General features: G+C 64.1%; 9 protein-coding genes and 1 pseudogene. 5 read left to right on the plus strand and 5 right to left on the minus strand.

What is annotated here, in order from left to right:
* The first annotated feature begins 1 nt into the window (after position 1).
* A complete protein-coding gene (locus AQZ49_RS20185; protein WP_067620293.1) occupies positions 2-1,315 on the plus strand; it encodes an ABC1 kinase family protein in 1,314 nt (437 codons plus the stop codon).
* On the opposite strand, the gene AQZ49_RS20190 is transcribed toward AQZ49_RS20185, so the two are convergent.
* Together AQZ49_RS20190 and AQZ49_RS20195 are read right to left on the minus strand one after the other, a co-directional pair.
* A complete protein-coding gene (locus AQZ49_RS20190; protein ID WP_067620296.1) occupies positions 1,316-3,268 on the minus strand; it encodes a tetratricopeptide repeat-containing sulfotransferase family protein in 1,953 nt (650 codons plus the stop codon).
* A 123-nt stretch (positions 3,269-3,391) separates the two neighbouring features.
* A complete protein-coding gene (locus tag AQZ49_RS20195; RefSeq protein ID WP_067620299.1) occupies positions 3,392-5,944 on the minus strand; it encodes a TonB-dependent receptor plug domain-containing protein in 2,553 nt (850 codons plus the stop codon).
* Between the two features lie 726 nt (positions 5,945-6,670).
* On the opposite strand from AQZ49_RS20195, the gene AQZ49_RS20200 reads away from it, so the two are divergent.
* Entirely contained in the window at positions 6,671-7,993 is a 1,323-nt protein-coding gene (locus AQZ49_RS20200) for an amidohydrolase (protein ID WP_067620302.1), read from the plus strand.
* 17 nt (positions 7,994-8,010) lie between these two features.
* Here AQZ49_RS20200 and AQZ49_RS20205 read toward each other — a convergent pair whose 3' ends face one another.
* The gene (locus AQZ49_RS20205; protein WP_231739343.1) at positions 8,011-9,702 is read right to left on the minus strand and encodes an FMN-binding glutamate synthase family protein; all 1,692 of its coding nucleotides are present in this window, start codon (positions 9,700-9,702) and stop codon (positions 8,011-8,013) included.
* Positions 9,703-9,951: 249 nt separating this feature from the next.
* Between AQZ49_RS20205 and AQZ49_RS20210 the strand changes: the two genes are divergently transcribed.
* Together AQZ49_RS20210 and AQZ49_RS20215 are read left to right on the plus strand one after the other, a co-directional pair.
* A complete protein-coding gene (locus tag AQZ49_RS20210; protein ID WP_067620308.1) occupies positions 9,952-10,491 on the plus strand; it encodes a heme NO-binding domain-containing protein in 540 nt (179 codons plus the stop codon).
* Complete coding sequence (locus AQZ49_RS20215) at positions 10,488-12,599, plus strand: putative bifunctional diguanylate cyclase/phosphodiesterase (protein WP_067620311.1); 2,112 nt, start codon at positions 10,488-10,490, stop codon at positions 12,597-12,599. The genes AQZ49_RS20210 and AQZ49_RS20215 overlap by 4 nt, the downstream gene beginning before the upstream one ends.
* A gap of 3 nt (positions 12,600-12,602) precedes the next feature.
* Here the strand turns inward: AQZ49_RS20215 and AQZ49_RS20220 are convergent, their stop codons facing one another.
* Positions 12,603-13,532, minus strand: a complete 930-nt coding sequence (locus tag AQZ49_RS20220) for an L-lactate dehydrogenase (RefSeq protein WP_067620314.1) — start codon at positions 13,530-13,532, stop codon at positions 12,603-12,605.
* Positions 13,533-13,634: 102 nt separating this feature from the next.
* Between AQZ49_RS20220 and AQZ49_RS20225 the strand changes: the two genes are divergently transcribed.
* Entirely contained in the window at positions 13,635-14,099 is a 465-nt protein-coding gene (locus AQZ49_RS20225; protein ID WP_067620317.1) for a nuclear transport factor 2 family protein, read from the plus strand.
* Between the two features lie 146 nt (positions 14,100-14,245).
* Here the strand turns inward: AQZ49_RS20225 and AQZ49_RS22430 are convergent.
* Positions 14,246-14,396, minus strand: a pseudogene (locus tag AQZ49_RS22430) (electron transfer flavoprotein subunit alpha/FixB family protein); the annotation flags it as partial.

Raw genomic sequence — 14,396 nt, forward strand, 5'->3', positions numbered from 1 at the left:
GATGACTGCCGATGCCCGCAAAGTCCCGTCCGGACGGCTCGCCCGCCTGGGGGCGTTTGGCCAGATCGCCGCCGGGGTGGCGGGCAGCGTGGTGACCCAGGGGGCACGGGCCTTGGCCAATGGCGAACGGCCCAACCTGTCTGACCTGCTGCTGACCCCGGCCAATGCCACACGCGTCACCGACCAGTTGTCGCGATTGCGCGGCGCGGCGATGAAACTGGGGCAGATGATCTCGCTCGACGCGGGCGACATGCTGCCCCCCGAATTGACCGTGATCCTGGCGCGTCTGCGCGATTCAGCGCATGTGATGCCCCCGGCACAGCTCGAAAAAGTGCTCGCCGCGTCATGGGGCGCCGGATGGCGACGGCGGTTTCGCCGGTTCGATGCGCGCCCGGTGGCCGCCGCGTCGATCGGCCAGGTCCATCGCGCCGAATTGCCCGATGGCCGCGTGCTGGCCATCAAAGTGCAATATCCCGGCGTTGCGCGCAGCATCGATGCCGATGTCGACAATGTGGCCACGCTGCTAAAACTGTCGGGTCTGCTGCCCGCCAGTCTCGATGTTGCGCCGCTGCTGACCGAGGCCAAGCGGCAATTGCACGAAGAGGCCGATTACCAGCGCGAGGCGGCACAGATGACGCGCTATGCCGATCTGCTGGCCGATGATCCGCGCTTTGTCGTGCCGCGCCCCGCGCTCGATCTGACCGGGCCGAGCGTGCTGGCAATGGATTACATCGCCGCGCGTCCGATTGAATCACTGGAAACCGCGCCCGAGGTGCAGCGCAACCAGGTGATGGAGGCCCTGCTGGGGCTGGTCCTGCGCGAACTGTTCGAATTCGGCTTCATGCAGACCGATCCCAACTTTGCCAATTACCGCTGGCAGGATGCCAGCGGGCGGATTGTGGTGCTTGATTTCGGTGCGGCGCGCGCGGTGGACCCGGCGGTCACGCGCGACTATGCCGCGTTGATGGCGGCGGGCTTGCGCGGCGACAGCGCGGCGGTGCGCGCCGCGCTGATCCGCGTCGGCTTTATCTCGCAGGCGCAATTCGAACACCATGGCGCGGTGCTCGACCGGATCATCGCGGTCATCCTCGACCAGTTGCAGCGGATCGAACGGTTCGATTTTGCCGACCGCGCGTTTGTCGAAAAAATCCGTGCCGAAGTGCCCACCATCGCCGCCGACCGCGCCAACTGGCATATTCCCCCCGCCGAAGCGCTGTTCGTACAGCGCAAGATCAGCGGCACCGTACTGCTGGCGGTGCGCATGAAGGCGCAGTTGCCGTTGCAGGCGATGCTGGCGCCTTATGCCGACCTCTGATCAGGCGCGCCAATCGTCCAGCGCATCGCCCAGCCCCGTGGCCAGCGGCACCAGATGCGCCTCGAACGCGCGCCACTGGTCCAGCCCGCTGCGATAGATCGGCTGACGCACTTGTTCGGAACTGACCGTGCGCACCGCCCGGTCGTTTTCGAAAAAGCGCAAGGTGGCCGGATCGAACGGCAGATCCAGCCAGTCAAGCAGTTGCCGCACCTGACCTTCGGTATCGTCGACCAGATCTTCATAGATCATGGTGCGCACCGCGGCCGGCGCCACGGCATGAAAATGGCGCATCATGCCCAGGTAATGGCGATAATATCGGGCCAGATCACCCAGGTCATAGGTGAAATCCTGCCCTTGCGCGAACAGTTGCTTGAAACAGGAAAAACACGATGCCATCGGAAAACGCCGGGCATCGATGATCCGCGCCTGCGGCAAAATCAGACGAATGAGCCCGATATGGCGAAAGTTGTTGGGCATCTTGTCAATGAAACGTGCCCGGCCAAGCCTGCGGTGAATGGCGGTTTGCGCCAGATAGTGCGCGCCCCATGCACGAACCGTATCGGGCGAAACATCGGCCAGCGTGCCTAGGCCCCCGGCCCGTTCGATCCGGCTGGCCAGCGCAGGAATGAACGGCAATTCCATCGTTCCCTCGATTTGGGCATGGCTTGCCAGGATCTGTTCAACCAGCGTGGAGCCTGACCGGGGCAGACCGACGATGAATATCGGGGCGGGATCGGAATTGCCCCAGTCGCTTCGTTCGGCAAAAAATTCCGGCGTGAACAGCGCTTTGTTGATTTCGAGTTCGGCGGCATAGTCCGGCAAGGCTACGCTCTGGCGCTGCCGCATCAGCCCGGCCCCCACTTGATAGTGGGCAAAGGCGGTGGCCACATCCCCGGCATCCTCGGCGCGCCGACCCAGCGCATAGGCGACATGCAACCGGTCCTCATCAGGCAATGTCCCTGCCAGCAGGCCGCGCATCGCCGCTTCATCATCCCCGGTCAGCGCCCCGACTTTCAGGTTGGCCAGGCTCCACCACGCCTCGCCCGTTTGCGGGCGCAAGGCCAATGCCCGGCGATAGGCCGCAATCGCCGCGTCGCGCATACCCGCAGTGCGCAAGGCATGGCCATGATTGATCGCCACGTTCGGATTGTCGGGAAACTGCTTTGCCAGTCCGGATTGCAGCGCCTCGGCACCGCGATCGTCACCGACCAGGCCAAGGCAGCCAGCCTGCAGATTGCGATAGGCCGGATTTGCGGGTGCGGTGGCGATCAGGGGTGCAAGCTCGACCAACGCCGCTTCACCCTCGCGCCGCAAGAACAAGGTGCGCGCCAGATCAAATCGGGCCAGCGCGAAATCGGGCCGGAGCGACAGAACATGGCGCAGCAAGACCTCGGCATCGTCGAGCGCGTTGGCCACGATATAGCAACACGCCAGCAGTCGCACGGCATCCGGGTCATTCGGGCGCTGCCGGCATATGCCCTGCAACACCGCCTCGGCACGATCATGCTGGCCCAGCACAATCCATTCGGCGGCCTGTCCCACCGCCGGATCGGCCTGTTCCAGGCGCGCCAAGGCGGCCTTGGCGCGGGATTCCCTTGCCGTGTCGCCCAGCGCAAACGCGATATCTTCCAGCGCGGTCCACGCCTCGCGCAACGACGGATCGATGCCGACCGCCGTTTCCAGTTGCGCCACGGCATCGGCGACTTGTCCCAGTTCGGCAAGGCAAGCGCCAAGCTCATAGCGGGTCCGCGCCGCGCGCGGCCAGGCTTTTGCCAGATCGCGCAACATCGGCATGGCTTCGGCTGGCCGACCGAGGCGTCGCAGCGCGGATGCCAGGATCAGGCGCGGGCGCGGATCGCCGGGAGCCCGCGCGCACAAGGCCCGCGCCTGGCGTTCGGCCAGCGCAGGATTGGTGGCAAGTGCAGTCGCGGCGGTGTCGATCGGGTCTGGCATCGCAAGGGGTTTAGGCAAGACCGCTTCGCATGAAAAGGGCGGGTCGGAATGCCATGGCATTCCGACCCGGAATTGGTCGTCCGCCAGCCCCACGGGGGCCGACGGACGTGCGCCATGTCACTCTCAGAAAGAGAAAGTGGCCTTGGCGTAGTAGTAACCGCCGTTGATGCCCCAGGGCGTGAACGATGCCGGTGCATTGTAGACGTTGCCATTAAGCGGACGGCTCAGCCCCGGTGCCAGCGGCAGGGTCGGGGCCTGTTTGTTGAACACGTTGTTCGCACCGACGTCAAAGCGGACCGAATGGGTCAACTTGAAGCCGATGTCGATATCGGTGATCGCGGTCGCCCCAATCTTGAACAGCTCAGAGTTGGGGCCTTCACCCGAACCGCTGGGGCTGAGGTGCTGGCTCGTCGTCCCATAGAGCGTTTCGCGCAGGTTGATCGACAGCGAACCGAGCGTCCACAGCGCGTCGGCAATCACCTTCACGCGCGGCGTAGCCGTGGTAAGCCCGTCGATGGCAGTCTGGGTCAACAGCGAAGTCTGCCCCGCGCTGGCATTGTAGACCGAGGCTGGCAGACCGACGATGTTGGTCAGGTCGGTCTTGTTGTAGTTGAAGCCAAGGCTCCAGTCGACTTTGCCGGCGCTGTCGAAATCGCTGGCATAGTTGGCAGTGGCTTCAACACCGCGAGTGCGGGTATCGGCGCCGTTGCTGAAGATGTTGATGCCCGAATAGCTGGTTGCATCGGCCAGCGACACCCCGCGTGACGTCAAAGCATTCAGGATTGACTGCGAAACCACGTTGGCGGGCGTGATGGCCCCGCCGACACTGCCTTCAGAGCCGAACAGCGCGCCCGATGCAACGATCCGGTTGGTGATCTTGATCTGATAGGCATCGACGGTGATCTGCAGCTTTGGCGCGGGGTGCGCGACAAAGCCAAACGACAGGTTGGTCGACTTTTCAGGCTTCAGCTTGGGAAAACCGAGCAATTGCGCGGCCGAAGAGTTTGGCGGCAACTGACCGAACGTGGTGCCCGGACCGACGTTGACCGACGAGTAGTATTCTTCGGCCAGGGTCGGCGCGCGGAACCCGTTGGAGAACGTGCCGCGAATACCCAACGCCGGCGAGAAATCGTACCGGGCGTTGAACTTGCCGGTTCCGACGCTGCCGAAATCGGAATAATGTTCATACCGACCGGCAACGTCGATATGCAATCCGGTAATCGGATCGACCGCAAGATCGCCGTACCCGGCATAACCGGTGCGGCTGTACGAACCGGCATCGGTGGGCGCAAAGCCCGGATAGGATTGCGCGCCACCATCGATATAGGACGAAAATTCGCCCTGTCCGATTGCATAGCTGTCGCGGCGCCATTCACCGCCAAAGGCCAGCGTGATCGGCTTGGCCAGGCCCGCATCGAATTCGCGGGTGATGTCGAGATTGCCCGACCATTCGGCGTTGACCAACTGGCCGTCATAGAAATTGCGCTGCAGATCGGTCAACACCGTTGGCGTGGCAGCCTGAAGTTCGGAAAACAGCGCCGGGTTGGCCGAATTGAGCGTCGACAGACTGACCGAGTCACGGCCATACGTCAGCGACAGGTCATAGTGCCACTTGGACATATCGCCCTTGAGACCGGTGGTCATCGAAAAGTCTTCTTCGCGCAGACTTTCCTGCGGCTGGAAACCGGCGGGCAACGGATAGTTGACGGTGGTGCTGCCTTCGGGCGTGCCCGACACCTTGGTGGCCGGGCGGTAGTTTTCGTAGGATTTGGCAAAGCGGTTGCCATAGCTGCCGAACGCATAGAGCTGCATGTCGTCGGTCAGATCGTACCCGGCATTGAACGCGAAATTGTACAGCGAATACCGCGCATCCCCGTTGATGGTGTTCACGTTGGGATAGTCGGAATTCATCTGCAACCCGGCCAGGTTCACACCCGTGGCGGTGGGCGTGCAGGTGCTGGTGAAATAGCGACGGTCGCAATCGCCATGCTGGGTGAAATTGTGGAACTTGTATTCACCGGTCACGTTGACAAAACCGCGATCGCCCAACTTGAAACCAAAGTTGGCGCTGACCCCGGCGGTTTCGCCGCCATGCTCGTAATTGCTGCCGCCGGTCGCCGAAATCGTACCGCCGTGATCGGCATTTTTGGTGATGATGTTGATCACACCTGCGATGGCATCCGAACCATACTGCGCCGCTGCGCCGTCGGTCAGCACTTCGATATGCGCAATTTCACCGACCGGCACGAACGAAAGATCGGTGGTGGCGCTGCCCGAATAAGGGCTGCCGCCCAGCACCGCCAGGTTGGCGGTGGTATGACGCCGTTTGCCGTTGATCAGCACCAGCGTGTCGTTGGGGCTGATCCCGCGCAGCGCGGCCGACAAGGTAAGATTGGCCGTGTCGCCACCAAATGCGTTGAAATTGAGCGAAGGCAACGATTGCGCGAGGACTTGGGTCAGATCCTGCTGGCCGACATTGGCAATGGTGGACGCGCCGACGATTTCGATCGGGGCGGCGCTGTCGGCGGCCCGTGTGCCGGTGGTGCGGGTGCCGGTGACGATGATGTCGGGCGCGGTGGCAGGGGCTTCGACGGCAGGCGCCGGTGCATCGGCGGCAAATGCCGTCATCGGCGCGACAATGGCCAGCGCCGTCGTCGTGAACAAAAGTGTCTTCATGCAGTTTTCCCTCATCGTTCGTGCTTTGACCCGGTTGGAGCCCGTTTGGCCGCATGTGTTTTGCAGCTCGTTCACCATGGCTACGCACGCGGGGGGAGGATCGAATATACTGCGAATGACGTATGGACTTATCGAGCGGGACCGGTTTTCTAGCCCTACGCTTGAGAATTCGGCCATTTTTGTCGCAATGCAAAAAAGTCACACTGCGATGCATAATGGTATCGATTGCAAACCGGACCGGATCGCGGCCCGAAAGGGCAGGTTTTGCGTCGAAATTGGATGAGATTCCGACCCTCGGACGCTGCCCCGCCGGATCATCATCGTGATCAATCTGCCACACCGGCTAAGCGTCGATCGACACCGCTGACCGGTCGTTGCCGATTGACGGCCGATCACTAGCGCCTAGGCGGCGTGGACAAGTTCCGCAACGCCACGGCTGGAGGCCAAAGCCGCCAGTGCGAGGAGGCGCGGTGAAGGAATATCGGCTATATTTTAAGCCGAGCCGACGCTGCAATGGCGGCTTTGGGTCCAGCCCCTTCGGGGTTGCCCTGTAAAAGGCCCCCGCGGCGTCGCTCAGCCTTGATGGAGGCCCACTCCACCTGCGGCTTCGCTCCCCCTTGTCGCACTTGGGCCGGGGCCTTTTACAGGGCAACCGTGGCGTTGCGGAACTTGTCCACGCCGCCTAGACTTGGGGTCCCCGACCATCAGGCCGCGAAAGATCGTCCCATGTCCACACGCCCGCTGCTTGCCATCACCGCTGCCCTGCTGTTCCCGGTCGCCGCGCAGGCCGCCACGCCGCAATCGGCGATCGATGCGGTGATCGATCGCAACTGGTCGGATCTCGATGCGCTCTATGTCGATCTGCACAGCCATCCCGAACTGGGCTTTCAGGAAGAGCGTACCGCCGCGCTGCTGGCCGAACGCATGCGCAAGCTGGGCTTTGTGGTGACCGAACATGTCGGCAAGACCGGGATCGTGGCGGTCTATCGCAACGGCACGGGGCCGGTGGTACTGGTACGCACAGAACTTGACGCCCTGCCGATGGAGGAAAAGACCGGCCTTTCTTATGCCAGCCGCGTCCAGGCCAGTGGCGAGGACGGGCGACCGACATTCGTCGCGCATTCATGCGGGCACGACAATCACATGGCGGCATGGATCGGCACGGCCGAGGCACTCCTGGCGCTGAAGGATCGCTGGCACGGGACGCTGGTGTTTGTCGGGCAACCGGCCGAGGAACTGGTGTCGGGCGGCAAGGCCATGCTGGATGACGGGCTGTTCACCCGCTTTCCCAGGCCCGATTATGGCTTTGCCGCGCATGTCGGCCCTGGCCTGGCCGGAACGGTCACTGTCAAGCAGGGACCGATGACATCGGCGGTCGACACCATCCTGATCACGTTCAAGGGAGTGGGCGCGCATGGATCGATGCCCGACAAGGGCATCGATCCGATTGTCGAGGGCGCCCACTTCGTCACCGACGTGCAAAGCGTGATCGCGCGCGAAAAGGACCCGTTCAAATTCGGTGTCGTAACGGTCGGATCGTTCCACGCCGGATCGGTGTCGAACATCATTCCCGATCACGCCGATCTGCAACTGACCTTGCGGTCATACGATCCCGACGTGCGCCGCGTGATCAACGCGGGCGTAGAGCGCACCGCGCGTGCCGAGGCGGACATGGCGCGCGCGCCTGCGCCCGACATCCGCCATACTTTCACCGCCAGCCCGGTGATCAACGATCCTGCGCTGGCCAGCCGCACCGCCACCCTGCTCAAGGCCGCGCTGGGTGATGCACGCGTGCAATTCGTGCCCGAAAATGCCCCTGGCTGGACCGCCAGCGAGGACTATTCCGAATTCGTCAACGCGGGCATGGTGCATTCGGTCTATTTCGCGATCGGCGGCTATACCAAGGACACGCTCGACCGCTACGCGGCGCAGGGCAAACCGGTGCCGGTCAACCACTCGCCGCTGTTCGCCCCCGACCACACCAGCGCCATCCGCACCGGCATCGAAGTGCTGACGCTGGCCGTGCTGGGCGTGGCGGGCGATGGCTGAACCCCGCCCACCGCGCGTCACACCAGACTGAGCCGGTCGCCATCGACGCGGCGGAACGAATCCGGGCTGGCCGCGTTCCACCAGCGGGCCAGGTTCGCATGGCCGGTGCCCGCGATCAGTTCGCCCGGCTGCACAAACGGATAGATTTCGTCGAGCGCGCGCATTTCGGCGGTGTTGACTCGCTGACGCATGTGGAACGGGCGCAAATCCGACGGACTGTCGAGCCCGGTCGAGACGATGATTTCATGCAGCGCCTTGATCGTCGCGGCATGAAAGCGGGCCACGCGTTCGGCCTTTTCGGGCACCACCAGCCCGCGCTGGCGCGCCAGCGATTGCGTGGCGATGCCGGTGGGGCAGCGATCGGTGTGGCATTTGAGCGACTGGATACACCCGATCGAGAACATGAACGCGCGCGCCGCATTGCTCCAGTCGGCGCCCAGCGCGGCGTTGATCGCCAACCCTGCGCCCGAAGTGACTTTGCCGCTCGCGGCCAGCCGCACTTCGCCTTTCAGCCCCGCGCCGACCAGCGCGTTGCGGGCAATCATCAGCCCTTCGCGCAAGGGCATGCCCACCCGGTCCGACAGTTCCTGCGGCGCGGCGCCGGTGCCGCCCTCGCCCCCGTCGATCACGATGAAATCCAGTCGCACGCCGGTCTTGAGCATCGCCTTGGCCAGCGCAAAGACTTCGTGCGGCATGCCCACGCACAGTTTCAGCCCGACCGGTTTCCCCCCTGACAGTTCGCGCAGCCGTGCGGCAAATTCCATCAGTTCAACCGGCGTGCCGAACGCGCTGTGGCGCGGCGGCGAAACGCAATCCTCGCCCAGCGGCACCCCGCGCGTCATGGCAATTTCGGGGGTGACTTTGGCGGCGGGCAACACCCCGCCATGGCCGGGTTTGGCGCCCTGGCTCAGCTTGATCTCGATCATCTTGACCGCCGGATTGGCGGCATGGTCGGCAAACATCGCCGGATCGAAATGCCCGGTGCGGTCGCGACAACCGAAATAGCCCGAGGCCACCTGCCACACCACATCGCCACCGTGTTTCAGGTGATAGGGCGACATCGACCCCTCGCCGGTGTCGTGATAACACCCGGCCAGCTTGGCCCCCAGGTTGAGCGCCTCGATCGCGCGGCCACCCAGCGCGCCAAAGCTCATCGCCGAAACATTGAGCCGCGATGCCGAATAGGGCCGCGTGCACTGGCTCGATCCGACCAGCACGCGCATCGCGACGTCGGCATCGGGGTTGGGCAGCATCGAATGCGACAGCCATTCATATTCGCTGGAATAGACATCGAGTTCGGTGCCGAACGGATGGGCATCGGCGCTGCCATGCGCGCGGGCATAGACCAGATCGCGGTCTTCATGGCTGAACGGGCTGCCATCGAGATCGCCTTCGACCAGATAGGACCGCGAAAACGGACGCAGGCTTTCAAAAAACCACCGCGCCCGTGCAGCGCCGGGAAAATTGCGCCGCAGGCTGTGTTCGGTCTGGGTCAGATCGATCACTGCCACCAGCAGCAACGGCACCGCCACCACCAGGGCCAGGCCCCAGGCCAGCGCGCCGGTGATCACGATCCCCGCCACGCCGGCAATCGCCAGCGCGAGCCCGATCCAGATCAACAGGTTGCGGCGAACCGGGTTGTCGCGAAACAGCGCCCTGACCAGACTGGCCATGGTATCCCGATTGTCTGCCACCGGTGCCTTTTGCATGCCCGTCTCCATCTGCCCGGCCCGCACCGCTGCAGGCCCTGCCCTGCCTCGCCTGCGTCGCCGCCAAAGTAAAGGGGGTGTTCGTACAGCAAAAACCTTGGTCACATGGCGACCGGCCCGATCATGGTTAAGCCTTGGCCATGGCCCGCTATGCAGTGATCCGCGCTGCCCGATTAAGCCCGCCGCGACGCTAATCCGTGCATAGCGGACACCATGCCCGATTGCCGGGTCAACGGATCATGCGCCGCTATGAAGGGCATTGTTTTCAACCTGCTGGAAGACGTCGTCACGGCCCGGCACGGACCTGACGCGTGGCCGGACCTGATCGATGCGGCGGGCGTCGGCGGGGCCTATACCTCGCTCGGGTCCTATCCCGATGACGATATGGTGGCACTGGTCAACACCGCCGCCGCCGTGCTGGTGCAATCTCCGGCGGATGTGCTGCGCTGGTTTGGCCGCAGCGCAATGCCGTTGCTGGCCACCCGTTTTGCCCACCTGTTTGCCTCTCACACCCATGCGCGCAGTTTTGTCGGCAGCGTCAACGCCATCATCCATCCCGAAGTGCGCAAGCTCTATTCGGGTGCGGGGTGCCCGCATTTCCATTTCAGCGATCGCGAGGATGGTGCGCTGATCATCGGCTATCATTCGCCCCGTCGTCTGTGCGCACTGGCCGAAGGGTTCGTGCTCGGTGCTTCGGACCACTATGGCGAAACGGTTGCCATCGACCACCTGGCCTGCATGTCGCAGGGCCAGCCGCTGTGTCGCCTTGCGGTGCGCTGGCCGGCATGAAGGCCGGCCGGATCACGCTCGAACAACCACCCACGGCGCGCATCGACCAGTTGCAGCGCCAGTTGCAGCGCGAGCGCAAGGCGCGTCAGGCCGCCGAGGCGATTGCCGAAAGCGGGCTGCGCGCGCTTTATGAAAGCAAGCGCTTTCTGGCCTTGCTACAACGCATTACAGAGCGCGCCAACAAGGCCGACACGCTGACCGAGGCGCTGTCCTATGCGCTGGGCGAAATCTGCGCGGAAATGGGCTGGGATTTCGGCAATGCCTATCTGGTGAACGCGCGGCAGGAGGCGGTGTCCTGCAATTGCTGGCATGTCGCCAACCCCGACCATCTGATGCCATTTGTTCAGGCTTCGCGCGACATCACCTTTGCACGCGGCCAGGGCTTGCCCGGGCGCGTGCTGGCCGAATCCCGCGCGCACTGGATCAACGATGTGCGCACTGATGAAAATTTCGTCCGTCGGGATACCGCGATAGCCTGCCGCGTCGTCGCAGGCTGCGCTTTTCCGGTCATGGCCGGCAACGATGTCGTGGCAGTTTACGAATTCTTTTCCCGCAAGGCGATCGAATCGAGCGAACTGGTGGTGGAAACCATCGCCCAGATCGGGGTACAACTGGGCCGTGTGGCAGAACGCGAACAATCGCGCGAAGCGCTGTTGCGCGATGCCTTGCACGATCCGCTGACCACGCTGCCCAACCGGGTGCTGCTGCGCGAACGCGCCACCAGCGCCTTTGCGCGCCTTTCACCCCGACGCCGGGGCCTGGCGGTGATGGTGATCGATCTCGACGGGTTCAAGGCGGTCAATGACAAGCTGGGCCATCACGCGGGCGATTGCCTGCTGGTCGCAACGGCGGCGCGACTGCGCGATGCCGTCGATGAAACCGTTGGCGGCGAAAGTGTGTGGCGATCAACGGTCATGCTGGGCGACGGCGGACGCACCCGCGCCACACTGGCGCGCACCGGCGGCGATGAATTCGTGGTCCTGATCGAAAACATCTCGCACCCACGTCTGCCCCAGCGCGTCGCCGACGCCATCCAGGCCGAACTGGCGCTGCCGTTTTCGGTCGGCCGCGACGAAGTGGCCATCGGTGCCTCGATCGGGATTGCCCGCAGCCACGCGCGCTATGCAGACTATGACCAGATCCAGCGCGATGCCGATCTGGCCATGTATGAGGCCAAGGCCGCCGGGCGCGGCAAGACCGTCACGTTCACCAATTCGCTCGGCACCGTGGTGCGCGATCGCATGGCGCTGGAACGGGACTTGCGCGACGCGATCCGCGAAGACCAGTTCATCCTGCACTATCAGGCCATTCTCGACCTCGATGCGGGCACGATCGAAGGGTACGAGGCGCTGGTGCGGTGGAACCATCCCACCCGCGGACTGATCCCGCCGGGCGATTTCATTCCCACTGCCGAGGCCACCGGATTGATCGTGTTTATCGGCGACTGGGTGCTGCGCGAGGCGTGCCGCGCAATCTCGCGGTTGCACGAACAACTGGCCCGGCAGCCCTTGCAAAGCGCCGGTCTGCCGTGGGTTGCTGTCAATATAGCGCCGCAACAGTTCCTGCAGCCCGATTTCGTCCCCTATCTGCGTGCGGTCATCATGGAAACCGGGGTGCCGTCGCATTGCCTGAAACTGGAAGTGACCGAAGGCGTGGCGATCCTCGATGCAGAGCGCACCCGGCGCGTGCTCGAACAGTGTCGCGAGATCGGCATTCGCGTCGGCCTCGATGATTTCGGCACCGGCTATTCCTCGCTGTCCTATCTCCATTCGTTGCCGTTCGACACGATCAAGATCGACCGCGCCTTTGTTGCCGCGCTCGATCAGCCCAAAAGCCGCAAGATCGTCCGCACCATTCTCGAACTCGCGGGCAATCTCGATTTGTCGGTGGTGGCCGAAGGCATCGAAACCGCCGACCAGCAGGCGGCGCTGACTGCGATGGGTTGCGGCATGGGACAAGGTTTTCTGCTCAGCCTGCCGCTCGGAGAAATCGCCGCGTTCGATCTGCTCGCAGATCAATCAACCTATGCCAACGCAGGGCGCCGCAAACTGGCCGAATCGCCCAAGGCCCCGCTGCGCGCGCTGCCCGCACGCGCGTTCATGCGCTGATCATCACCACAAGTCGCCCGCGACCGACTTGAGCAGTTCTGCCGATTGGCGCAGCGCGGCGGTTTCGTCGTCCGTGAGGTCGGGCAGCAAAGTCGCCATCACGCCCGCCGCGCCGATCACACGGGGCAGGCTGAGCGTGACATCGGCAATTCCCGCTACAACGGGGGTCAGCACCGATACGGTGAGCACCGCGCGCTGATCGTCGCGGATCGCCTCGACGATCCGCGCCAGCCCCGCGCCGATCCCGTACCAGGTCGCGCCCTTGCCCGCGATGATGCGATAGGCGGCGCGGCGTACCCCGTCGTCGATGGCGGCGCGCACGCTTTCGTCAAGCCCGACACCCAGTTTGGCCGCTGCCGACAGCAGCGGCTCGCCGCCCACTTGCGCGGTCGACCAGGCCAGCACTTCGCTGTCACCATGTTCGCCCAGCACCGCCGCATGGACCGATTGCGGCGCGATACCCAGATGCGAGGCCAGCAACGTGCGAAACCGCGCGGTATCCAGCACCGTGCCCGAACCGATCACCCGCCCCGACGCCAATCCCGAGGCCTTGCGCGCGATACCGGTCATGACGTCGACCGGGTTGGACGCCACCACCAGCAGCGCGTCGGGCGCGGCGGCGAGCACACGCGCAATCACATCGGCAAACACATCGGCATTGCGCGACAGCAGGCTGAGCCGGGTTTCACCGGGCTTTTGCGGCACCCCGGCGGCCAGGATCACCACCCCGCACCCCGCCAGTGCGCCATAATCCCCTGCACTGACCCGCGTCGCGCCAACGAACGGCACCGCATGCGCGATATCTTCAGCCTGTGCCACCGCCAGATCGGGGCGCGCATCGACAAACACGATTTCCGCCGCCGTACCCAGCAGCGCAAGCGCATAACCCGCCGCCGACCCGACCATTCCCGCACCGACAATCCCGACTTTCATAGATGGCTCCATTCCCGATCCCGGCAGGGTAGCACAGCGCCCCGCTTGACTCGCGACGCTTTAATGCCGAGCCTCGGTCTGACCTTTGGGAGGGGTCAAGACATGTCTTTGCGTCCATTCACCGCGATCGCCGTTGCCGCAATCTGGGCCATGCCTGTCTGTGCCTGGGCAGCGCCCTGCGCGCCCGCCACGGCACCGCGCCCGATCGAAACGGTACGCGCGTTCTATGCAGCGGCGATGGCTGGCGACAAGGCTGCGCTGAACAGCACGTTCGGCCAGGATTTTCACGCCATCGATGGCGGCAGGCCCTATACAGCAGCCGAATTCGGCGGACTGCTCGACTATCTGAAGGCCAATCATCTGACGATGACATGGACCGTGAACGCCCCGCAGGAAACCGTCGCCTGCGATGTGGCATGGGCCAATTGGGACAACCACGGAACGGTCACCGATGCCAACGGCACCAAACCGCTGGAATGGCTGGAATCCGCCGTCCTGCGCTGGCAGGACGGCGCATGGAAAATGGCCTTTTTCCATTCAAGCAAGCTCACCCCACCAAAGCCCTGATCCTCCCCGGCACGGGGAGGGGGACCGCCCGAAGGGTGGTGGAGGGGGCTGGCGGCCTGGTGGAACTTTGGAGGGGTCGCTGCCCAAGGCAAGGCCCCTCCACCACGCTGCGCGTGGTCCCCCTCCTCGTTGCCGGGAGGATTACGCTACAGCTTGCTCACCAGTTCGGGCACGGCGGTGAACAAGTCGGCCACCAGGCCCAGGTCGGCGACCTGGAAGATCGGGGCGTCTTCGTCCTTGTTGATGGCGATGATGGTCTTTGAATCCTTCATCCCCGCCAGATGCTGGATCGCGCCA

The sequence above is a fragment of the Novosphingobium sp. FSW06-99 genome (assembly GCF_001519065.1).
Taxonomy (GTDB): domain Bacteria; phylum Pseudomonadota; class Alphaproteobacteria; order Sphingomonadales; family Sphingomonadaceae; genus Novosphingobium.

Coding starts and splice junctions, on each gene's coding strand:
- AQZ49_RS20205 (WP_231739343.1), bottom strand. CDS start 9,702: ATGCAAAAGGCACCGGTGGCAGACAATCGGGATACCATGGCCAGTCTG.
- AQZ49_RS20190 (WP_067620296.1), bottom strand. CDS start 3,268: ATGCCAGACCCGATCGACACCGCCGCGACTGCACTTGCCACCAATCCT.
- AQZ49_RS20220 (WP_067620314.1), bottom strand. CDS start 13,532: ATGAAAGTCGGGATTGTCGGTGCGGGAATGGTCGGGTCGGCGGCGGGT.
- AQZ49_RS20210 (WP_067620308.1), top strand. CDS start 9,952: ATGAAGGGCATTGTTTTCAACCTGCTGGAAGACGTCGTCACGGCCCGG.
- AQZ49_RS20195 (WP_067620299.1), bottom strand. CDS start 5,944: ATGAAGACACTTTTGTTCACGACGACGGCGCTGGCCATTGTCGCGCCG.
- AQZ49_RS20185 (WP_067620293.1), top strand. CDS start 2: ATGACTGCCGATGCCCGCAAAGTCCCGTCCGGACGGCTCGCCCGCCTG.
- AQZ49_RS20215 (WP_067620311.1), top strand. CDS start 10,488: ATGAAGGCCGGCCGGATCACGCTCGAACAACCACCCACGGCGCGCATC.
- AQZ49_RS20200 (WP_067620302.1), top strand. CDS start 6,671: ATGTCCACACGCCCGCTGCTTGCCATCACCGCTGCCCTGCTGTTCCCG.
- AQZ49_RS20225 (WP_067620317.1), top strand. CDS start 13,635: ATGTCTTTGCGTCCATTCACCGCGATCGCCGTTGCCGCAATCTGGGCC.